Raw genomic sequence first — 20,958 nt, 5'->3', positions numbered from 1 at the left:
CCAACCCGATCGCCTTGCTCGGTTGTTCGCATGATCCTGTCCGAAAAGTCTGCAACTTTTCGGGATCATGCTCTAGTGAATAGCGACGGTGGTCAGGTCGTTTTCCATGGCGCCCGCCAGTGCCCGGTCGCGGGCGTCGGAAAGCAGGATCGGCTGGCCGTTGGCGGCAAACAGCGCCCACAATTCCAGGCCGGGTGCAATTTCGCCAAGGCCCGGGAAGCGGCCGCGCAAATCATCGCTCGACACTTTCCTGAGATAGGCGACCGAGCCTTCGCCAAGATGGGCGAACTCGCCGCTGGTCATGGTGAGATTTTCGTCAGTTCTGGTCATTTCAAGCCTCCTTTGCGCGAGGACGCCGCTCAAGGCCGCCTCGCATGAGAGCTGTCGGTAAAGATCAGTCTTTCACCGAAATGTTTATTTTCCGTACCAGCCGTTCGGACTCGGGCCGATCGAGGTCGATCGACAAAAGCCCGTTCTTCAGCTCCGCCGCGATCACCCGCATGCCGTCGGCCAGCACGAAACAGCGCTGGAACTGGCGCGCGGCGATGCCGCGATGAAGGAATTCGCGCTCGGTGTCGTCGTTCTGACGGCCGCGCACGACCAGTTGGTTTTCCTCCGTGGTGACATCGAGATCGCTTTCGGCGAAACCGGCGACGGCGAGCGTGATGCGCAACCTTTCGGTCTTGCCGTCGGCGCCGCTGAGGCGCTCGATGTTGTAGGGAGGGTAGCTGTCACCCGACTTCGCCAGACGCTCCAGGGTCTTTTCCATAGCGTCGAACCCCAGGAGCAGCGGGCTTGAGAAGGGCGTCATTCGGCTCATGTTACAGTGTCCTCTTGAGAGCGACATAAAGCGGAAAAACCCGGATGGCATTTTTCCCGATGGTCTTGATATGGTCCGCCCCGCCATCAAGTTCAAGCCATCAAAAACCCCGCCCAAAAAGACTCCCCAGACAAGGAATTGAAATGCCCCAACCCCGCAAGATCATCATCGACACGGATCCCGGCCAGGACGATGCCGTCGCCATATTGCTGGCGCTCGGCAGCGCCGAGCTGGAGATCGTCGGCATCACCGCAGTCGCCGGCAACGTGCCGCTGAAGCTCACCGAAAAGAATGCCCGCAAGATCTGCGAACTGGCCGGCAGGCCCGATATCAAGGTCTATTCCGGCGCCATCCGGCCGCTGGTGCGCGAACTGGTCACCGCCGAGGAAGTGCATGGCAAGACCGGCCTGAACGGGCCTGATTTGCCCGAGCCAAAGATGAAGCTGCAGGACCAGTATGCGGTCGATTTCATCGTAGAGACGCTGATGAAGGAACAAAGCGGCACCATCACGCTTTGCGCGCTCGGGCCGCTCACCAACGTCGCGCTGGCGCTGATCCGCGAGCCGAAGATCGCGCCGCGCATCAAGGAGATCGTGCTGATGGGCGGCGGCTTCTTCGAGGGCGGCAATGTCACGCCGACCGCCGAGTTCAACATCTATGTCGACCCGCAAGCCGCCGATGTCGTGTTCAAATCCGGCATTCCGATCGTCATGATGCCGCTCGATGTCACCCACAAGGCATTGACCACCGCCACGCGCACCCAGGCCTTTCGCAAACTCGGCACCAGGGTCGGTACGGCCACGGCCGAGATGCTGGAATTCTTCGAACGCTTCGACGAGGAGAAGTACGGCACCGACGGCGGCCCGCTGCACGACCCTTGCGTCATCGCCTATCTGTTGACGCCGGAATTGTTCAACGGCCGCAACTGTAGCGTCACCGTGGAAACCGCCTCGGAGCTCACCATGGGCATGACCGTGATCGACTGGTGGGGCGTGACCAAGCGGCCGAAGAACGCCATGGTGATGCGCGACATCGACCATGATGCGTTTTTCGCGCTGCTGGTGGAAAGGCTGGGGCGGCTTTAGGGCCGCTCACTCACTCATCGAGCAATTGGTACGTTTCGGTGCCATTGCGACGGTACTGCCGCTCGATAGAAACTTCCGATCCGATAGCTCGCGGCGTTGCTGCGTTACCATATACGAATACCAGGAGGTCATTTTCGTTGAGACGGATTCCGTACTGATAACGGAATCCTCTTCCGATCCACGCTTCGGGGCTCGGAGGAACGTTGAGAACGTTGACTACAGTGCCAGTCGTACGCCCCACATCGACGATGGGGCTGCTCCGCCTTGCAATCAGTGCGCCGATTGCCAGAATGCAGACACCGACCACAAGACTGGTGATGACGACGCCCCGGAAATTTTCCCGCAGTATCAGCAAGGTGAGGCCAGCCGCGCTCTTGCCATGGTTCAGCCCGCAAACCGGTAGGAAATCGAGCCGTTGTCGCGTGTGACGCGTTCAATGCTGACGCGCGAGCCGATCAGGTGCGGACGATCGTCGTCGATGAGAACCGACGAACCGTTTTCGAGAAAAAGTACATAAACAGCCGCGTGTCCTTTGCCCCACTGAACACTTTTGATCGTGGCGTCGATTGGGTCAACCGACCGGATCGGGCTTGCGTCATTCGCCCACCTGTTCAGAGCCGACGGAACCATGACCGCGAACAAAGCAACGACCAGGATCACGCCGAACGCGTTCCTTTTTATATCCGCATAAGTCCAGGACACAGACATGAATCCCCAAGCATCGATTCATGTGGTGGCAAGAAGGCTGAGTTTCAATCAGCCTTCTTGTTCGCCCGCCGACTCCAGGTTGCCGCGTTACTTCGCCTTGGAAAACGCCAGCCAAAGGCCGCCGCCGACCAGGAAGCTGCCGCTGATCCTGGACATCAGCTTGATGCGGCTGGCCGAAAGCAGACGCCCGGCGCGGCCGGCGGCGAGCGCATAGGTCGAATCCGACACGGCGGCGAAGATCATGGCAGTAAGGCCCATGACCATGATCTGCAGCGCGTAATTGCCTTGCGGAGAAATGAACTGCGGAAAGAAGGCGCCGAAGAACACCAGCGTCTTGGGATTGCTGAGCGCCACCAGCAGACCCTGCAGGAAGAAGCCGCCACGTGGCTTTTTCGCCGTCCCGTCGGCATTCAGCCTGCCCTTGGAACGGAACATCTGCACGCCCATCCAGATCAGATAGGCGGCGCCGATCAGCCGCACCCATTCGAACCAGTGGCCCATACCCGCGATCAGCGACGTCAGGCCAATGCCGACAATGGCGATCATGACGGCGAGACCGGCCTGCGTGCCGGCGACATTGGCAAGACCGGCGCGCGAGCCATGACGGATGCTGTTGGCGATGATCAGCGTCACCGTCGGTCCGGGCACCAGGATGATGACAAGGCAAGCGACGAGATAGGCGGCGTAGAGTTCCAGCGACATGGGGATTCCTCGACAGAATGCCGCTATGCGACGCGGCTGACCGCAATCAATGCATGGCGGTGACGCCGGTGCAAGCCGGCGCGACAGATTGCCGGCGAAGCGAAATTGACTTCAGGCGGCTCCGGCCGCCCAGGGCAGGGTTTCCTCATAGGCCGCCGCCGCTTTCAGCACGGCCATGTCGCCGCGCGGCCGGCCGATCAATTGCATGCCCATCGGCCTGCCCGCGCCGTCGAAGCCAACGGGCACGTTGACCGCCGGGCAACCGCCAAGCGTGGCGAAGGCGGAAACCTGCATCCAGCGGTGATAGCTGTCCATGGCGCGTCCCGCCACCTGGCTTGGCCAATGGGTCGTGACCTCGAAGGGAAAGACCTGCGCGGTGGGCAGGGCAACAAGGTCGAAGTGTTCGAACAGCGACAGCAGCGTTTTATGCCAGGATGAGCGCCTGACCGTGGCGGCGTGGACCTGCGGCGCCGTGAGGCGTTGCGCCTGTTCCACTTCCCACACGACTTCCGGCTTCAAAAGCGGGCGTTTGACGGGATCATCGTAATGCGCCTTGAGCGAGCAGCCGCCGCTTGCCTGGCGTAGCGTCACGAAGGCCTGCCAAAGGGCCTCGAAGTCGACATCCGGCACTAGCGCCTCGGTCTGGAAGGACACGTCCGCGAAGCGGCCGAGAGCGGCCTCGCAAAGCGGCAGAATGCCTGCCTCAACCGGCAGATGACCGTCGAGATTGCCGAGCCATGCGATGCGGCCGCCAGCCGCCGGGGTTTGCAGCCCCTGCAGGAAAGAGCCCTGTTTGTGATGCGAGAGCGGCGCACGCGGATGGTAGCCGGCCTGTTCGTCGAGCAGCAGCGCCATGTCGCGCACGTTGCGGCCCATCGGTCCTTCGACGCCCATCTGTGCATGGAAGACATCGAGGTCCGGCCCGGCCGGAACAAGTCCCTGCGACGGGCGAAAGCCGTAGACGTTGTTGTAGGCGGCCGGATTGCGCAGCGAGCCGCCAAAGTCGCTGCCATCGGCGACGGGAAGCATGTCCAGCGCCAGCGATACAGCCGCGCCGCCGCTCGATCCGCCGGCGGTCAGAGCCGGATCGAAGGCGTTGAGCGTCGGCCCGAACACGCTGTTGTAGGTGTTGGAACCAAGCCCGAATTCGGGAACATTGGTTTTGCCGATGATGATGGCGCCGGCCTTGCGGACGCGCTCGACGAAGAAGTCGTCCTCCTCAGGAACGAAATCGGCGAAGATCGGCGAGCCGAAGGTGGTCCTGAGGCCTTTTGTCAGTGCAAGGTCCTTGATGGCGATCGGCAGGCCGAATAGCGATCCGGCATTTCCGCCTCGCGCCAGATGGGCGTCGGCGCTGTCGGCCTCATTCAGGATATCGGCACGATCGCGCAGCGACACGATGGCGTTAACCAGCGGGTTGACCGCCTCGATGCGGTCGAGGAATGCCGTCACCACCTCTCGCACCGACAGGCGGCGCCGCCGGATCGCTTCGCCAAGGTATACCCCCGACAGACGGCAGATATCGCCGGCGGGCGGCACGGTGTGTTTCGTGGCAGGACGCATGGCCGTCATCCTAGCTGGCGGATTTCCGCAAGGCGGCATCGACATCCCCGGCCAAAGGGATCGCCGGCTGGGCGCCGGGTTTCAGGCAGGCGAGCGAACCGGCAGCGGCGGCGCGGGATAGCGCCTGTTCCAGCGGCAGGCCGGATGAAAGGCCGGCGGCGAAATAGCCGCAGAATGTATCGCCGGCTCCGACCGTGTCGACCGGGGTGATCTCGAGCGCCGGTACGGTCAGGAAATCCTCTGATGTCGCGGCCAGCACGCCGTCGCCGCCGAGCGTGACGACAATGACGCGGCCGGTTTTCTTGGCATAGTCGCGCATCCGCGCCGGACGGTCGCGTCCATTCAACGACAGCGCTTCGCCGTAAAGGTCGAATTCGGTTTCGTTGGCGACGACGTAGTCGGCCTTGCCGAGGAAAGGGGCGGCCTCGCCGCGGAACGGCGCGGTGTTGAGCACGGTCATGGCGCCTCCTGCCCTCGCTGCCTCAAGTGCTGCATCGACAGTCTGTAGCGGGATTTCCTGCTGCAGGAGCACGACATCGCCTTTTTTGATGAAGGCCTTGGAAAGGTCGCCTGTCACGACCGAATCATTGGCGCCCGGCACCACGGCAATGACGTTCTCGCCGTCATCAGCGACCATGATCAATGCCGTGCCGGTCGAGGCAAAGGTTTCGCCGACGCCGGACAGGTCGATCTTGCCATCCCTGAGCAATGCCAACGCTTCCGCTGCGAAATTATCCTTGCCGACGGCGCCGACCATGCGCACCTTGGCGCCGGCGCGCGCCGCGGCCAGCGCCTGGTTGGCACCCTTGCCGCCGGGCGCGGTGGTGAAGCCGGAGCCGCGCACCGTCTCGCCGGGTGCGGGCAAGCGGTCGACATTGGCGATAAGGTCGAGATTGATCGAGCCGACAACGATGATCAAGAAGTGCCTCCTGCTGAATATGTGGGAAGCTATCTCGTAAGATCGCTGCTTGCCAGACCGCGCGACATGATCTCGGGCGTCCGGCCCGATTATGTCGCTTCTGCTGCCGGTCCGAACGCTACGGAAGATTAATCATCAGGAGCCGACCTGCCCCGCTTCCCAACCGAGGATGGCGCGTTTGCGGGTCAGGCCCCAATGGTAGCCGGTGAGCGCGCCGGACTTGCCGAGCGCCCGGTGGCACGGCACCACGAAGGACATCGGATTGGCGCCGACAGCCGCACCCACCGCCCGGCTGGCGCTCGGTGCGCCGATGCGGGCGGCGATCGAGGAATAGGTGCAGGCCTTGCCCATCGGGATGCGCAGCAAGGCCTCCCAGACGCGCAGCTGGAAATCGGTGCCGATCATGACGACGCGCAGCGGCTGGTCGGCGCGCCACAGCGCCGGATCGAAGATGCGCGCGGCATAGGGCGCGGTGGCGGCCATGTCCTCGACATAGGTCGCGTTCGGCCAGCGGCCGGACATGTCGGCGAAGGCAGCGCGCTCGCCGCCGGCATCGTTGAAGGCGAGGCCGGCGAGACCACGATCGGTGACCATGATCAGGGCGATGCCGAAGGGCGAGATGTGGTAGCCGTAGCGGATGGTCAGTCCGGCGCCGCGCGTCTTGTAATCGCCTGGCGACATCGCCTCATGGGTGACGAAGAGATCGTGCAGCCGGCCGGGGCCGGACATGCCGACCTCGAATGACGTCTCGAGCAGCGGCATGCCGGAATCGAGCAGCTTGCGCGCATGGTCGAGCGTGACCGCCTGGAGGAAGGCCTTGGGCGACAGGCCGGCCCAGCGGGTGAACAGTTTCTGCAGGCCGGTCGGCGTCTCGCCGACCTCCTGGGCCAGAACTTCGAGCGAAGGCTGGTCGCGATAGTCGAGGCTGATCTTCTCGATGGCGCGGCGCACGACTTCGTAGTCGCTGCCTTCGGGGGTGATGTCGTTCTGCAGGATGGCTGACGGCTTCATCTGTGCATTCATGGTCATCTGGACGTTCATGGCAATATCTCCTTGACCGCGAATATCGTTCTTCCCGCCCTTTGCCACCACCCGAAACTTGCCTTCCTGCCGCATATGCCCAGATAGAGTTGGCTTCGATCCAAGGAGACCATCATGGCCGGCGAAAAGGTGCATCTCGCCGGGGGACAGCAGGCTTTTGTGGTATCGGTTTTAGCGCGCCTTGGCGGTCGCCAGCGCGCGCGAAAAAGCGGTCGCAAAGCTCTCGCGATCGTCGGGGTTGAGGAAGCCGCCGATCGGTACGTTTTGCCCCTGTGCTTCCACCGCCATTCTGGTGATGCCGATCTCGGCGTGACGGGCAATCGAAAAACGCGCCCAGAACGGGTTGAAGCGATGCGCTTCCGATTTGCCGGACGGCGCGGTCTTGCGGATATCGAGGCTGGTGCGCGAGACCGAGACCTCCTCGCGGGCGCGGGCGGCGCGGTAGTTGGCTCGGAAGGCGATGTAGACGGCGATCACATCCAGCCCGAAGAAGCCGAACACCGGCCAGGCGCCACGCGACAGGAAAAAAGCGCCGGTCACCAGCCAGCCGAACAGCAGCGCGCCCATCAGGATGGCAAAGCCGGTTCGGCCGAGCGAGCGGTGCGGCGTCAGCAAGGCACGGAAGAAGGGCTCGTCGGCCTGGAAAGAGGCGTTTGTGTCGCTCATGCCGGGATATTATAGGAAGGGAATGGCGAGCCCCAAGTCCAAAAAATCTTCGATGCCCAAAAATTCCCCGACAGCCAAAAATGACCGGCCGCCCGACCGGCGCGACGGCTCGAACGCCAGGCCGCGTCCTCGGCCGGTGCGTTCCCGCTACAGCCCGGCTGAAGTGCACGAGATTTTCCGGCGGTTTTCCGTGCAGCGGCCGGAGCCGAAGGGCGAACTCGAACATGTCAACGCCTTCACGCTCCTGGTGGCCGTCGTGCTTTCGGCACAGGCCACCGATGCCGGCGTCAACAAGGCGACGCGGGCGCTGTTCAAGGTGGCCGATACGCCGCAAAAGATGCTGGCGCTGGGCGAGGCCAAGGTCGGCGATTACATCAGAACGATCGGGCTCTGGCGCAACAAGGCCAAGAACGTCATTGCGCTGTCGCAGGCGCTGATCGCCGACCATGGCGGCGAGGTGCCGGACGATCGCGACCAACTGGTCAAGCTGCCTGGCGTCGGGCGCAAGACCGCCAATGTCGTGCTCAACATGGCTTTCGGCCAGCATACCATGGCGGTCGACACGCACATCTTGCGCATCGGCAACCGGCTTGGTCTGGCGCCCGGCAAGACGCCGGAACAGGTCGAGCAGGGGTTGCTGCGGATCATTCCGGACGAATATATGCGCCACGCGCATCACTGGCTGATCCTGCATGGCCGCTATGTCTGCAAGGCGCGCAAGCCGGACTGTCCGGCCTGCGTCATTGCCGATATCTGCAAGGCCGAGGAGAAGACGACCGACATACCGGCGCCGCTGGTCGAGATCGCGCCGCTCGGGCCGGCGGACGAAGCCTCGATGGCTTAAGTATCCTCGACGAATACCTCTTCGCGCTTCCTCTTGACCGCGGGCAGGAAGACGATGACGAGCACAGCGAGCGCGATGAGGAGCAGGCCGGCGCTGATCGGCCTCGTCACGAAGGTGCTTGGGTCGCCGCGCGCGAGGATCATGGCGCGGCGCAGATTTTCCTCGAGCAGCGGGCCGAGCACGAAGCCGAGCAGCAGCGGTGCTGGTTCGCAGCGCAGCTTGGTCAGGAGATAGCCGAGGAAGCCGAAAAAGGCGACGGCATAGAGGTCGTAGACATTGGTGTTGACGCTGTAAACGCCGATCGAGCAGAACGCCATGATGATCGGGAAGAGCACGTAATAGGGGATCGTCAGCAGCTTCACCCAAAGCCCGATCAGCGGCAGGTTCAGGATGATCAGCATCAGATTGCCGATCCACATCGAGGCGATAATGCCCCAGAATAGCGCAGGCTGTTCGGTCGCGACATTGGGGCCGGGGACGATGCCCTGGATGATCATCGCGCCGATCATCAGCGCCATCACCGGATTGGCCGGAATGCCGAGCGTCAGCATCGGGATGAAGGAGGTCTGCGCGCCGGCATTGTTGGCAGATTCCGGACCGGCGACGCCTTCGATGGCGCCCTTGCCGAATTCCCCGGGGTTTTTCGATACGCGCTTTTCGACCGTGTAGGACGCAAAGGCCGCCAGAATGGCGCCGCCTCCGGGCAGGATGCCGAGCGCCGAACCAATGATCGTCCCGCGCAGGATGGGTGCTGCCATGCGGCGAAAGTCCTCGCGGGTCGGCATGAGGCCGGAGACCTTGCGGATCAGCACCGAGCGCTCGTGCTCGTTTTCGAGGTTGCGCAATATCTCGGCGACGCCGAAGACGCCGACAGCCACGGCGACGAAATTCAGCCCGTCGGCATATTCGCGGATACCAAGGGTGAAGCGCGGCGTGCCGGTATAGATATCGGTACCGACAATGCCGAGCAGCAGGCCGAGCACGACCATCGCCAACGCCTTGACGATCGAGCCGTGGGCGAGCGCCACCGACGAGACGAGGCCGACGATCATCAGCGAAAAATACTCGGCCGCACCGAATTGCAGCGCGATCGCCGTCAGCGGCGGCGCAAAGATGGCGACGAGGAAGGTCGACACCGTACCGGCAAAGAACGAGCCTATCGCCGCGATCGCGAGTGCTGCCCCGGCGCGGCCGTTCCTGGCCATCTGGTAGCCGTCGATGGCGGTGACGGCCGACGAGGATTCGCCGGGCATGTTGATGAGAATGGCGGTGGTCGAGCCGCCATATTGCGCGCCGTAATAGATGCCGGCGAGCATGATGAGGGAGGAAACCGGGTCGCCGATCTGGAAGGTGATCGGCAGGAGCATGGCGATGGTCGCGGTGGCGCCGATGCCGGGTAGGACGCCGATCAACGTGCCGAGAAGGACGCCGATCAGGCAGAACAGCAGGTTCCAGAGCGTCGTTGCCGTGGAAAAGCCGAGCGCCAGATTGTCGAGGAGTTCCATCTCAGCGCCTCAAAATGCCAGCCATGGACCGAAGCGTCGAAACGGCAGTCCGAGCGCGTAGCTGAAGACTAGGAACGCGAACAGCGTCAGGCCGGCAGACAGCGCGAGCGCGGTCAGCGGCTTCATGCGGCCGCTGGCAAAGGATGCGATCAATGCCGTCAGGAAGATCGACGGGATAAAGCCAAGACCGCGCACAGTCAGGCCGAAGAAGATCGGAGCCGGCAGGATGAACAGCATGCCGCGCCAGGCAATGTGGCCGATCGGCTCGCTCTCGAAGCGCACTGCCTGGATAAGGATGATGGCGCCAAGCAGGATCAGCACGATCGCCAGGACCAGCGGGAAATAGCCCGGTCCCATGCGGAAGGCGGTGCCGATTTCGAGGCCGAGCGACTGAACTGCGAAAAATGCGCCGAAAAGGATGAACAGCAGGGCGCACAGGCCGTTGGTCCTGTCTATTGCGAAAGCTTTCATGGCGTTCCTCCCAGATCGCGTGACCGACGCGAAACGGGGCGCCGGTGGCGCCCCGTCTCAAGACCTCAGTCGGCGTACTGGCCGGCAGCTTCGATGATCGGCTTCCAGCGCGTGATCTCGCCTTCCAGCTTGGCCTTCAGCGCGGCCGGCGTGGCGTCGGCCTCTGATGACGGCTTGGTGCCGAGTTCGGCAAAGCGGGCGACGACATTCTGGTCCTTCAGCGCGACCTGAAGCGATTTCGACAGGCGCTCGGTGATCTCGGCCGGCGTGCCCTTCGGTGCATAGAGGCCGTGCCAGATGCCGACCTGCACATCGGGAAGGCCGCCTTCCGTCGTCGTCGGCACGTCCGGCAGCACATCGAGGCGTTGCGGCGAGGTGACGGCATAGGCCTTGATCGTGCCGCCCTGGATCTGCTTGGTGGTATTGGTGGTCTGGTCGCACATGATGTCGACCTGGCCGCCGAGAAGATCGGTCATGGCCGGGCCGGTGCCCTTGTAGGGCACGGTGACCAGCGGCGTGCCGATGGCGCTCATGAACAGCATGCCGCACAGATGCGAGGCGGCGCCGATCCCGGCATTGGCGACGGTGATGGTGTCCTTGTTGGCCTTGGCGTAGTCGACCAGCCCCTTCAGATCGGTCGGCTCGAGATCCTTGCGGCCGACGATGGTCATCGGCACCTCGGTGACGAGGCCGACATATTCGAAGGCATTCAGCGTGTCGTAAGCGAGCTTTCTGTAGAGCGTGGCGCTTGTCGCCATGCCGATGTGGTGGAGGAGCAGCGTGTAGCCGTCCGGCTCGGCGTTGGCGACGCGGCCCGCGCCCAGCGTGCCGCCGGCGCCGCCGACATTCTCGACGATGACCTGCTGGCCGAGATCCTTCGACATGGCTTCCGCGACGAGGCGCGTGACCGTGTCGGTCGGGCCGCCGGCCGAAAACGGCACCACGACGGTAATGCTGCGTTCAGGATAGGTTTGCGCGCCCGCCGCCAGGGGATAAAGCGTAACGGCTGCGGCGGCAGCCAGAGCGGCGACAAATCTTCTCATCTTGATGTCCTCCCAGGTTATGCATCTCCAGCCGCTGCACGGCGTTCCTCTCGACACCGGCGGCGGATTAAACAACAACTAGCGCAGGCTAGCACATTGCAATCGGACTCAAACTGCAAACTGCCGATATCCGCAACCGTGCAGGCGCGGATTTTCGGTTGGGGTCATGGATCTAGTAGCCATAGCCGCGCGCCATCGCCGCCGCGAAGACCGGGATCAGCAGGAAGACGAAGGCTTCGGCGCGAACATAGGTTTTCACCGAGGCCAGTTCCGCCGCCGGCACGATGAAGGCGGGATTGGCGACGACCTGTCTGTTCCAGGACAGGAAGCGGACGGTCGGGATGATCGACAACAGGCCAACGATGGCGAAGGCCGCCATTTTTGCCCAGAACACCCAGTTGTAGACGTAGAATTCCCAGCCCTTCAGGCCATAAATGACGCGGCCGATGCCGACAATGATGATCAGCATGGCGATGATGCCATAGTGGCGGTCGATGCCGACCAGGCGCCGAAGCGTCGTTGCCGGCAATTCGCCGCGGATCAGGACAAATTCAGCGCCGATGATGCCCGCCAGCGAAAATACCAGCAAATGATGGATGATGGCCAGCACAAGATCGGTGGTGTCCATGCGCTTTCTCCTCCGTCGCACGGTATGCGCTATGCGCCCTGAATCAGTCCCCGGCGAAAGGGTAGCATCGTTCGATAGAATTCCCATAGCAGGCGCCCGACCAACAGCCTTTTTGCATCGCCATTGCCCGGGGCCGGCTTGCGCGCTGGAAGGTGATCGGCACGGCCTTGGTTCTTGTTCGACGCAAGCAAGTTGCTAAGCACTTTCAATTTGCGCATGATCCTTTCCAGAACCGGGGGCGGTTCCGGGGTCAGGCGCAACGAGGCAGGACCTATGGACAGTTCGAAAGCAGCCGGTGCGCCGGTCATCGAGACGGAGCGCACTTTTCTGCGGGCGCATCGGCTGGATGATTTCGACAGCTATGTCGTCATGTGGGCCGATCCGGCCGTCACCCGTTTCGTCGGCGGCAAGCCGCGAACGCGAGAGGAAAGCTGGATGCGTTTCCTGCGCCATTCAGGTCTATGGTCGCTGCTGGGCTACGGCTTCTGGGCGATCGAGGACAAGGCGACGGGCCGCTTCATCGGCGAGGCTGGCTTTCATGATCTGAAGCGCGATATCGAGCCGTCGATCGAGGGCGTGCCTGAGGCGGGCTGGGCGCTGGCTTCGAACGCACACGGCCAGGGTTTCGCCAGCGAGGTCGTCGGGCGGATCGTTGCCTGGGGCGACGAGACATTCGGGCGCGCCAGAACCGTATGCATCATCGATCCGGAAAATACTGCTTCGCTCAATGTCGCGGCCAAATGCGGCTACAGGGAAGTGCTGCGAACCACTTATCAGGACGCTGCGGCGGTCCTGCTGGAACGGCGGCCGTGAGGCCGGGCCATCATGTGAGCCTGGTCAAGCGGAGTTGAGGTTTTCCACGCGTTCCGTGCCAGCCTCGCGGGCCGCAAGTTCGAGCGCAGCGGCCTCTTCGCCGAAGGCGCGGGTGGCACGGGCGGCTGCTTCGATGAGCGGCCGCTTCATGCGTCGGAGAAAGGCCATGTCGACGCGTGTGCTGGGGCCGGCCAGCGTCAGGGCGCCGAGCAAGACGCGCCCCGGTCCGAACACGGGCGCCGACACGCCCGCCGTCTCGGGGTCGCGGTCGCCGACCGTCAGAAAGTGATAGGTTTCGCGGATCGTTTCGTAAGGCTCGCCCGGCTCACCGGAAAATGCCGCCAGCACACGTCCGCCCGAACCGGCCAGCAGAGGCAGTACGTCGCCCTCCCGTATGGTGTAACGAATAGGGTGCTTGGACTCGACACGATAGAGACAGGTGCGGACATCGCCCGAGCGGACATAGAAGGCAACGCTTTCCCAACTGCGGTCGGCTAGGTCACGCATGATCGGCAGCAGGACGTCGCTCGCCACCACCGAGCGCTGGTAGAGCGTGCCGAGCCGGAAGGTCGCCGGACCGACGCGGTAGCGGCCATCGTCGAGACGCTCCAGCAACTGGCCGCGCAGCAGCGAGTTCGCCAACCGCAGGATCGTGCTCTTGTAGAGGCCGGTGCGCGCCGCGATTTCGGCCAGGCTGAGCGACCGGTCGGCCGCGGCGAAAGCGTCGAGAATGGCGATCGCCCGATCAAGCGCGGCAACGCCATCGGTCGACGCCGGTTTGGATCGTGCTTGCGTCATCTGTCCGACGCTCTCTTTTCATTTCCGGCCAGGTGGACCGGAACGATCATGCCCTATGCAAAGTGTTCTGTCCAGCAGAACGGCGTTCCTGTTGACAGAACGCAATAAAACCAGCAAGAATTTTGCCGAGCGGGTCTGGATTAGGCTACGTTTCTGGCAGGCACCGGAGGAGGTGTCGTGATTTGGAGGAATCCCATGCTGAACAGACGCAAATTTTTGATGAGCACCGCTGCGGCGGGTGCTGCCGGTTTCGCAGCGTTGCATCTCTCGCCCGCCTTTGCGCAGGACGCGCCGCAGGTCCAGATCTTCGTGCCGGCGGCGCCCGGTGGCGGCTGGGACCAGACGGCACGCGCGATGGACCAGGTGCTGCGCAGCGAGAAGCTGATCTCCGGCTCGCAAATCACCAATGTCGGTGGCGCCGGCGGCACGGTCGGCCTGCCGCAGTTCATCAACCAATGGAACGGCAAGGGCAATTCGATGATGGTTGCCGGGATGGTCATGGTTGGCGCCATCATCGCCAACAAGTCGGCCAACAATCTCACCGAGGTCACGCCGATCGCCCGGCTGACGGGCGAGTTCGAGGCGCTTGTGGTGCCGGCGGCCTCGCCATTCCAGACGGCAGCCGATTTCGTCGCCGCCCTCAAGGCCGATCCGACCAAGGTGCCGGTCGCTGGCGGTTCGGCCGGCGGCTCGGACCACATCCTGTTCGGCCTCATCGCCAAGACGGCTGGTGTTCCGGCAACCAGCCTGTCCTACGTGCCGTTCGCCGGTGGCGGCGAGGCGCTGTCGGCGCTGCTCGGCAACCAGGTGGCGGCCGGCATTTCCGGCTTTGGCGAGTTCTCCGAACAGGTCAAGGCGGGAGCGCTCAGGCTGCTCGCCATCTCGGCCGACAAGCGCCAGGACGGCATCGACGCCCCGACGCTGAAGGAGGCCGGCATTGATGTCGAATTGTTCAACTGGCGCGGTGTCTTCGCACCGCCCGGCGTTTCGGACGCCGACAAGACGGCGCTGATCACGCTGGTCGAGACCATGGCCAAGAGCGAGGCCTGGGCCACCGAATGCAAGAACCGCAACTGGACGCAAATCCTGCTCACCGGTGACGACTATGCCAAATTCCTCACCGAGGACACAGCCCGCATCGGCGCGATCCTCAAGGATCTCGGCCTTGCCTGATCTTCCCGGAAGGGGCGGCTTGCGCCGCCCCTTCGACATTTCGCCAACCGCATGGACATGTGATCCATCGCGGGGGAGACTGCGGTGAAGCCGGCTGGAGCATGCCGGCCATCCTGGGGAGGACATTCATGAGCACCAGCGACCAGCAGGCGCCGCCGCCACGCCTTGCCGTACCCGAATTGCTGATCGGCATCGGGCTTCTGGCCTGTGCCGCGGCCGTTGCCTGGCAAACCCTGGCGATCCCGGTGTCGCCGCTCTATTCCAAGGTCGGTCCGACCGTGTTTCCCTACATCACCATGGCAGGCATGGTGATCCTTTCCCTGCTCCTCATCCTGGCCGCCCTGCGTGGCGGCTGGCAGCCCGAGGAGGAGAAAGAGACGCCGACCGACTGGAAGGCGATGGGCTTCGTGGTTGCCGGCCTGGTCGCTAACCTTCTGCTGATCCGGCCGCTCGGCTTTACCGCCGCCTCGGTGATCATGTTCGTTCTCATCTGCCATGGTTTTGGCAGCAGGCACCCGTTGCGCGATGCGCTGCTTGGGCTGATCCTGGCGCTTGCGGCCTATTTCGGCTTTGCCAGGGCGCTTGGCGTCAACATCGGCGCCGGCTTCATCGAGAACCAGCTGAATGCCGCCATCAACGCCATGATCGCGATGGTCAGGGGGTGAGGCGATGGAAACTCTCAATCAACTCGCGCATGGATTTTCGATCGCTTTCACACCGGTCAACCTCATGTGGTGCCTCGTCGGCACGACATTGGGAACAGCGATCGGCGTGCTGCCCGGCCTCGGGCCGGCGCTGACCATCGCTCTGCTTTTGCCGATCACCTACCAGGTGGCGCCGGAAGCTTCCTTCATCCTGTTTGCGGGCATCTATTACGGCGCCATGTATGGCGGCTCGACGACGTCGATCCTGCTCAACACGCCGGGCGAAAGCGCCACCATCGTTACAGCACTCGAGGGCAACAGGATGGCCCGCTCCGGCCGTGGCGGCGCGGCACTGGCCACCTCGGCGATCGGCTCCTTCGTTGCCGGCACGCTCGGCACGCTGGGCGTCGCCTTCCTGGCGCCGGTGGTGGTCAAATTCGCGTTGTCCTTCGGTCCGGCCGAATATTTCTCGCTGATGGTGCTGGCCTTCATCACCGTCTCGGCGGTGCTCGGCTCGTCCTCGGTGCGCGGGCTCACCAGCCTGTTCATAGGCTTCGTCATCGGCATGATCGGCGTCGACCTGCAGACCGGACAGCCGCGTTTCACCTTCGGCATCGGCGAACTTCTCGACGGCGTCGACGTCATCATCGTCGCGGTTGGCCTGTTCGCTGTCGGCGAGACGCTCTACATGGCCTCGCGCCGCTATGCCGGCAAGGACGAGATCGTGCCGCTGAAAGGTTCGCTCTACATGACCGCGGCCGAATGGGGACGCTCGTGGAAGGCATGGCTGCGCGGTGCCGCCATCGGTTTCCCGATCGGCGCGATGCCGGCCGGCGGCGCCGAAATCCCGACCTTCCTGTCCTATGCGATCGAGAAGAAGCTGTCGAAGCACAAGGACGAGTTCGGCACGGTCGGCGCCATCGAAGGAGTCGCCGGACCGGAAGCCGCCAACAACGCGTCGGCCGCCGGCGTCCTGGTGCCGATGCTGACGCTCGGCCTGCCGACCTCGGCAACGGCGGCGATCATGCTGTCGGCCTTCCAGAGCTACGGCATCAATCCCGGGCCGCTGCTGCTCACGACGCAGGCCAATCTCGTCTGGGGCCTGATCGCCAGCCTGTTCATCGCCAACGTTATCCTCGTCGTCCTCAATCTGCCGCTGATCGGGCTGTGGGTGCGGCTTTTGAAGATCCCGGCGCCACAGCTCTATGCCGGCATCCTGGTGTTCGCCACGGTCGGCACCTACGGCATTTCGCAATCGCCGATCGATCTCGTCATCCTCTATCTCCTGGGTGCTGCCGGCTTTCTGATGCGACGCTTCGATTTTCCGACGGCGCCGGTGATCATCGGAATGATCCTCGGGCCGCTTGCCGAGACGCAGTTCCGCCGGGCGATGACCATCTCGAATGGCGACTGGTCGGTGTTCTACACGCACAAGCTGTCGCTGACGCTGCTGACACTGGCCTTCATCGGCCTGGCTGGGCCGCATATCTGGGCTTACATCGAGCACCGGCGCCGGCGTGGACCGGAGCATGTGCCGGGCGATGCCTGACCTGTTTGGAAGATCATGACCGAGCTTTTGTCCGGCATCCGCGTCCTCGACCTGACCAATGTCCTGGCCGGCCCTTACTGCGCCTATCAGCTGGCGCTGCTCGGGGCCGACGTGATCAAGGTCGAAGCGCCGCAAGGCGGCGACCTGGCGCGCCAACTCGGCGCTTCACCCGAGCTCAACGAGGCCGGGATGGGCGCTTCGTTCCTGGCACAGAACGCCGGCAAGCGATCGGTGGTGCTTGATCTCAAGCAGGAAGCCGATCGCGAGCGCTTCCTCGATCTTGTCGCCACGGCGGACGCGCTGGTCGAGAACTTCCGGCCGGGAGTGATGGAGCGGCTGGGCCTCGGCCATGCCAGTCTGAAAGAGGTCCGGCCCAGTCTCGTCTATTGCGCGATATCGGGGTTCGGCCAGACCGGACCGATGCGCGACAATCCGGCCTACGACCAGATCATCCAGGGGCTTTCCGGCATCATGAGCATCACCGGCACGCCGGAGACGGCGCCGCTGCGTGTCGGCTATCCCGTGGCCGACACGCTGGGCGGGTTGGTCGGGGCCTTCGCCATCACGGCGGCACTGGTGAAGCAGAAGACAAGCGGTGAGGGCGCCTTCCTCGACGTGTCGATGCTCGAATGCACGCTTTCGGCACTCGGCTGGCCGGTCTCCAATTATCTCACGGCTGATGTCGAGCCGCAGCCGATGGGCAATGAGAACATGACGGCGGCACCTTCCGGCACGTTTCGCACCGGCGACGGCCTGCTTAACATCGCCGCCAACAAGCAGGAGCAATTCATCACGCTCTGCCGGCTGATCGGGCTACCCGAGTTGGCGTTGGACCTGCGCTTTGCCGAGCGCGAGACACGCAAGCGCAATCGCGCTGTATTGAAAGTGCTGATCGAGGACGCACTGGCCAGCGCCCCGGCTGCCGCCTGGGAGGAGAAGCTCAATCGTGCGGGCGTGCCGGCGGGCCGGGTGCTGACGATCCCGCAGGTGCTCGAGGAGCAGCAAGTGACCTTACGCGACATGACCACCCGTTTCGATGGCGTGCCTGGCATGGACCGGCCGCTGACCGTCGTGCGCGGCGGCTTCATGGTCGACGGGGTGGCGCCGTTACCGGTTAGGCCGCCGCCGGGGCTCGGCGAACACATGGACGAGGTCTTTTCGGACCTGCCGCCACGTGCTCAGACAAGGTTGCGGGCCAAGAATGGGTCGCGGGCCAAGAATGGGGCGCGCGCATGAGCGGCGAGGAAAAAAAGACCGGGCGCGAGCGCGGCGAGGAATGGTGGCAGACCGATATCATCGAAATGCGGCCAGGAGTGATCCGGCTGCGCGGCTATGAGATCCAGGATCTGATCGGCCACGTCAGCTTCCCGGCGATGATCTGGCTGATGCTGCGCGGCGAATTGCCCAGCGAGGAGCAGGCTGCCTTGCTTGGCATCGCGCTGGGGGCGGCGGTCGACCATGGGCCGCAGGCGCCGTCGATCGCCATTGCCCGCATGGCGGCCACCTGTGGCGTCGGCATCAACAGCGCCATGGCCTCGGCCATCAATGTGCTTGGCGATGTGCATGGCGGTGCCGGCGAGCAGGCGCTTGCCTTCTATGGCGATATCGCCGTGGCGCAGGACGCAGGATCAGCGCTTGCCGATGCCGTCTCGACGCGGCTCGACCGCTTCTTCGCCGAGGACAAGGGCTATGTGCCGGGTTTCGGCCACCGCTTCCATCCGGTCGACCCACGCGCGCCGCGCTTGCTTGAAGTGACCCGCGATTTCGCCGCACGCGGCGTCGTCGGCGGGCGCTTTGCCGACATCGCCGAGGCTGTCGAGGCCGAGGTTGCGCGGCGCAAGGGCAAAAAGATCCCGCTCAACATCGACGGCGCCACCGCCGTCATCTATGGCGAACTCGGTTTTCCGCCGCCGCTGACACGCGGGCTCTTTGTGCTGTCGCGCTCGGTCGGCATCCTGGCGCATGCGTGGGAGCAATCGCAGCAGAGCGACCGTAACAAGGGCCCGCTGCCGCGCGAGTGGCTGTGGGCCTATACCGGCACGCCAGTGCGGGCTTTTCCGTGAGTGGATGAAGAGGGTGGGTGAGGCGACGCCTCATGTGTCGTTGCTTCAGTCAGGCGGCCGGCTCCGAGGGTGATTCCGGAACCTCCAGGTCTCTCAACAGTGTCGACAATTCGGGTTCGTCGATGAGCATCGCCGCGTCTTCCGGCGCCAGCCAGGCTCTTTGCCGGCTTTCCGCTTCCTGCCAGTCGATGAGTTCCTCCGTCACCGCCAGCAAATAGACGATGACGTCGACGCGCACGAAGCGATTTTCAATCCGCTTCCAATAGGAATAGGTGCCCGCCGGTTGCCTGAGCATCTTGCCGGTCACACCGGCTTCTTGCTGCGCCTCGATGGCGGCTGCCTTGCGTCCGCTCTTGCCCTTCATCGGCCAACCCTTGGGCACGATGAAGCGCCTGGTCGCGCGCGAAGTGACCAGCATTACCTCGAGATTGCCGTGTCCGTTCGGCCGAAAGGGAATAGCCGCGACCTGGCGGATCCTCTCTCCTTTCCTTGCCTTGCGTACGGCCTTCTTTTTGGCGATTGCCATTTGCGAAAATCCCAGTCGGTTCGCCACGCCAGACGGCACCTCAAGTCCATAAGTCGGCTAAATAAATGAAAAGTGCCGGCCTGTCAGCGGCAGGTTCTGACAAAACTGCTGCCCGACGGCTGCAATTGGCAACTCGGCTTCATCTGCGGAACCACCGGCCGCTGTTGCGGCGCGATCTGGCGATCCTGGGCGCGGAACTGCTGTTGCTGCTGCTGATATTGCTGCCGCTTCAGCCTGTTTTCCAATATCTGCAATTCATTTTGCTGGATCAGCGTGTTGCGATTGGCGGAGTCGACGGTCTGTGCCGTGGCGAACGGTGCTGCCCCCAACAACATCTCCGTTGCCAGGATTGCCGACATGAAAATCTTTGAAATACGAGACTGCGACATTTCCGTTCATTCCCACGTCAAAACAGACGTCTCCTTGATATAGGGCGTCTGTCCGGCGATGCCATGGTCAAGGTCCCGATCGCAGCGGAATTCGAGAAGCCCGCCGCCAGCCTTAATATTCGTGATCCCTAATATGCTGGCTATCCAATCGAAGCATTACCGTCATATGACGACTATGAAACGCCAGACGTTTTGGCCAGTGTTCTTTACGCAACACTTCGATTTCCATCGGGCGGAAGATCAACAAACCGATTCCATCCGTCGGATGTTAATGTATTCTAATCAAGCTGACGCTTCACAGACGAATCAGGAGCGTTGGCCGTAATGCGTTGAGTTTTATTACAAATATCAAGTATTTTACTGGCGGATGTGGCGGCGGCGGACTCAAGAAGGGTTGAGGGCGCTGCAATCTCGGGGGAAATGCATGGCTTTGTTCTCAAGGCACTCCGCGACGGATTCCGTTCGGCGCGCGGTCATTGACAAAGAGCCAAATTCGGCGGACGGGCCTGCCGATATCATCTCCCATGTGAGAACTGGATCGGCGCGGCGGGCGAACCGGCCCATTTTGCCAAATCGTCTGGCGCTATTGCTCGGTGCGACCGCGTTGGCCGGCCTCTCTCCTCTTTCGTCCAGCGTCGTTCATGCGCAGGTGTTGATCAATCAAAATGGCGGCAACGGCGGCAACGGCAGCGGCTATGACGGCGACGGCGGCAATGGCGGCGCGGGTGGCAACGCGGTGCATGTCAACAATATCGACCAGAGCGTGCCGGCGCCGGCTCTACCTCTCGTTAGCGCCTATGATGTTACGGCCGACGGCGGCAACGGCGGATACGGCGGATACGGCTTTCTCCTGCTCGTCGGCAATGGCGGCGAGGGCGGCAATGGCGGCGCCGCCGGAAGCGCCAGCGCCACCAACACCGCCAGCCTGTTCACGGACGGTAATTTTCATCACGGCATGGTGGCGACGGCCACCGGCGGTCAAGGCGGCGATGGTGGCGGCAGCGGCGG

The 20,958-nt window shown here is 63.3% G+C and carries 24 protein-coding genes and 1 pseudogene; 9 read left to right on the top strand and 16 right to left on the bottom strand.

Annotated features, from left to right (window positions below; translation table 11 throughout):
• Positions 1-72: 72 nt before the first annotated feature.
• Together CN311_RS28075 and CN311_RS28070 are read right to left on the bottom strand one after the other, a co-directional pair.
• Positions 73-330, bottom strand: coding sequence for a BQ00720 family protein (locus tag CN311_RS28075; protein WP_097576888.1), 258 nt, complete (start codon positions 328-330; stop codon positions 73-75).
• Positions 331-394: 64 nt separating this feature from the next.
• Positions 395-820 (bottom strand): Hsp20 family protein, encoded by a 426-nt coding sequence (locus tag CN311_RS28070; protein ID WP_006339191.1) that lies wholly within the window; start codon positions 818-820, stop codon positions 395-397.
• Between the two features lie 143 nt (positions 821-963).
• On the opposite strand from CN311_RS28070, the gene CN311_RS28065 reads away from it, so the two are divergent.
• The gene (locus tag CN311_RS28065) at positions 964-1,905 is read left to right on the top strand and encodes a nucleoside hydrolase (RefSeq protein WP_097576887.1); all 942 of its coding nucleotides are present in this window, start codon (positions 964-966) and stop codon (positions 1,903-1,905) included.
• A gap of 10 nt (positions 1,906-1,915) precedes the next feature.
• On the opposite strand, the gene CN311_RS32345 is transcribed toward CN311_RS28065, so the two are convergent.
• From CN311_RS32345 to CN311_RS28035, 7 genes are all read right to left on the bottom strand, one after another.
• Positions 1,916-2,260 carry a hypothetical protein gene (locus tag CN311_RS32345; RefSeq protein WP_133117274.1) on the bottom strand — a complete coding sequence of 115 codons (345 nt, stop codon included), beginning with the start codon at positions 2,258-2,260 and terminating at the stop codon, positions 1,916-1,918.
• Between the two features lie 29 nt (positions 2,261-2,289).
• On the bottom strand, positions 2,290-2,613 hold the full coding sequence (locus CN311_RS28060; protein WP_097576886.1) for a hypothetical protein: 324 nt from the start codon (positions 2,611-2,613) through the stop codon (positions 2,290-2,292).
• Between the two features lie 87 nt (positions 2,614-2,700).
• The gene (locus CN311_RS28055; protein WP_097576885.1) at positions 2,701-3,315 is read right to left on the bottom strand and encodes a LysE family translocator; all 615 of its coding nucleotides are present in this window, start codon (positions 3,313-3,315) and stop codon (positions 2,701-2,703) included.
• A 111-nt stretch (positions 3,316-3,426) separates the two neighbouring features.
• Entirely contained in the window at positions 3,427-4,887 is a 1,461-nt protein-coding gene (locus tag CN311_RS28050; RefSeq protein WP_097576884.1) for an amidase, read from the bottom strand.
• Position 4,888: 1 nt separating this feature from the next.
• Positions 4,889-5,797 carry a ribokinase gene (locus CN311_RS28045; RefSeq protein WP_097576883.1) on the bottom strand — a complete coding sequence of 303 codons (909 nt, stop codon included), beginning with the start codon at positions 5,795-5,797 and terminating at the stop codon, positions 4,889-4,891.
• Positions 5,798-5,932: 135 nt separating this feature from the next.
• On the bottom strand, positions 5,933-6,820 hold the full coding sequence (locus CN311_RS28040) for a methylated-DNA--[protein]-cysteine S-methyltransferase (protein ID WP_097576889.1): 888 nt from the start codon (positions 6,818-6,820) through the stop codon (positions 5,933-5,935).
• Between the two features lie 189 nt (positions 6,821-7,009).
• A complete protein-coding gene (locus CN311_RS28035) occupies positions 7,010-7,504 on the bottom strand; it encodes a DUF2244 domain-containing protein (protein ID WP_097576882.1) in 495 nt (164 codons plus the stop codon).
• Positions 7,505-7,526: 22 nt separating this feature from the next.
• Here CN311_RS28035 and nth point away from each other — a divergent pair, with 22 nt between their 5' ends.
• Positions 7,527-8,348 carry an endonuclease III gene (gene nth, locus CN311_RS28030; protein ID WP_097576881.1) on the top strand — a complete coding sequence of 274 codons (822 nt, stop codon included), beginning with the start codon at positions 7,527-7,529 and terminating at the stop codon, positions 8,346-8,348.
• Here the strand turns inward: nth and CN311_RS28025 are convergent.
• The 4 genes from CN311_RS28025 to CN311_RS28010 all read right to left on the bottom strand — a co-directional run bounded on the left by CN311_RS28025 (position 8,345) and on the right by CN311_RS28010 (position 11,995).
• A complete protein-coding gene (locus CN311_RS28025) occupies positions 8,345-9,853 on the bottom strand; it encodes a tripartite tricarboxylate transporter permease (protein ID WP_097576880.1) in 1,509 nt (502 codons plus the stop codon). The genes nth and CN311_RS28025 overlap by 4 nt on opposite strands.
• A gap of 9 nt (positions 9,854-9,862) precedes the next feature.
• Positions 9,863-10,324, bottom strand: a complete 462-nt coding sequence (locus CN311_RS28020) for a tripartite tricarboxylate transporter TctB family protein (RefSeq protein ID WP_097576879.1) — start codon at positions 10,322-10,324, stop codon at positions 9,863-9,865.
• 65 nt (positions 10,325-10,389) lie between these two features.
• A complete protein-coding gene (locus CN311_RS28015) occupies positions 10,390-11,367 on the bottom strand; it encodes a tripartite tricarboxylate transporter substrate-binding protein (protein WP_097576878.1) in 978 nt (325 codons plus the stop codon).
• A 172-nt stretch (positions 11,368-11,539) separates the two neighbouring features.
• Positions 11,540-11,995, bottom strand: coding sequence for a DUF2214 family protein (locus CN311_RS28010; protein WP_097576877.1), 456 nt, complete (start codon positions 11,993-11,995; stop codon positions 11,540-11,542).
• 273 nt (positions 11,996-12,268) lie between these two features.
• Here CN311_RS28010 and CN311_RS28000 point away from each other — a divergent pair, with 273 nt between their 5' ends.
• On the top strand, positions 12,269-12,808 hold the full coding sequence (locus CN311_RS28000; protein ID WP_097576875.1) for a GNAT family N-acetyltransferase: 540 nt from the start codon (positions 12,269-12,271) through the stop codon (positions 12,806-12,808).
• A 24-nt stretch (positions 12,809-12,832) separates the two neighbouring features.
• On the opposite strand, the gene CN311_RS27995 is transcribed toward CN311_RS28000, so the two are convergent.
• The gene (locus tag CN311_RS27995; RefSeq protein WP_097576874.1) at positions 12,833-13,606 is read right to left on the bottom strand and encodes an IclR family transcriptional regulator; all 774 of its coding nucleotides are present in this window, start codon (positions 13,604-13,606) and stop codon (positions 12,833-12,835) included.
• Positions 13,607-13,801: 195 nt separating this feature from the next.
• Here CN311_RS27995 and CN311_RS27990 point away from each other — a divergent pair, with 195 nt between their 5' ends.
• The 5 genes from CN311_RS27990 to CN311_RS27970 all read left to right on the top strand — a co-directional run bounded on the left by CN311_RS27990 (position 13,802) and on the right by CN311_RS27970 (position 19,035).
• Positions 13,802-14,779, top strand: a complete 978-nt coding sequence (locus tag CN311_RS27990; RefSeq protein ID WP_097576873.1) for a Bug family tripartite tricarboxylate transporter substrate binding protein — start codon at positions 13,802-13,804, stop codon at positions 14,777-14,779.
• A 128-nt stretch (positions 14,780-14,907) separates the two neighbouring features.
• Entirely contained in the window at positions 14,908-15,444 is a 537-nt protein-coding gene (locus CN311_RS27985; protein WP_097576872.1) for a tripartite tricarboxylate transporter TctB family protein, read from the top strand.
• Between the two features lie 4 nt (positions 15,445-15,448).
• Positions 15,449-16,972, top strand: coding sequence for a tripartite tricarboxylate transporter permease (locus tag CN311_RS27980; RefSeq protein WP_097576871.1), 1,524 nt, complete (start codon positions 15,449-15,451; stop codon positions 16,970-16,972).
• Positions 16,973-16,987: 15 nt separating this feature from the next.
• The gene (locus tag CN311_RS27975; protein ID WP_097576870.1) at positions 16,988-18,208 is read left to right on the top strand and encodes a CaiB/BaiF CoA transferase family protein; all 1,221 of its coding nucleotides are present in this window, start codon (positions 16,988-16,990) and stop codon (positions 18,206-18,208) included.
• A complete protein-coding gene (locus CN311_RS27970) occupies positions 18,205-19,035 on the top strand; it encodes a citryl-CoA lyase (protein WP_097576869.1) in 831 nt (276 codons plus the stop codon). The genes CN311_RS27975 and CN311_RS27970 overlap by 4 nt, the downstream gene beginning before the upstream one ends.
• 49 nt (positions 19,036-19,084) lie before the next feature.
• Here CN311_RS27970 and CN311_RS27965 read toward each other — a convergent pair whose 3' ends face one another.
• Positions 19,085-19,561, bottom strand: coding sequence for an NUDIX hydrolase (locus tag CN311_RS27965; RefSeq protein WP_097576868.1), 477 nt, complete (start codon positions 19,559-19,561; stop codon positions 19,085-19,087).
• 83 nt (positions 19,562-19,644) lie between these two features.
• The gene (locus tag CN311_RS27960) at positions 19,645-19,920 is read right to left on the bottom strand and encodes a hypothetical protein (protein ID WP_097576867.1); all 276 of its coding nucleotides are present in this window, start codon (positions 19,918-19,920) and stop codon (positions 19,645-19,647) included.
• A gap of 682 nt (positions 19,921-20,602) precedes the next feature.
• Between CN311_RS27960 and CN311_RS33095 the strand changes: the two are divergent.
• Positions 20,603-20,958, top strand: a pseudogene (locus CN311_RS33095) (hypothetical protein); the annotation flags it as partial.

Source organism: Mesorhizobium sanjuanii (genome assembly GCF_002529485.1).
Lineage (GTDB): Bacteria > Pseudomonadota > Alphaproteobacteria > Rhizobiales > Rhizobiaceae > Mesorhizobium > Mesorhizobium sanjuanii.
The sequence above is the reverse complement of the archived record's forward strand: the minus strand, read 5'-3'. Positions and strand labels throughout refer to the sequence as shown.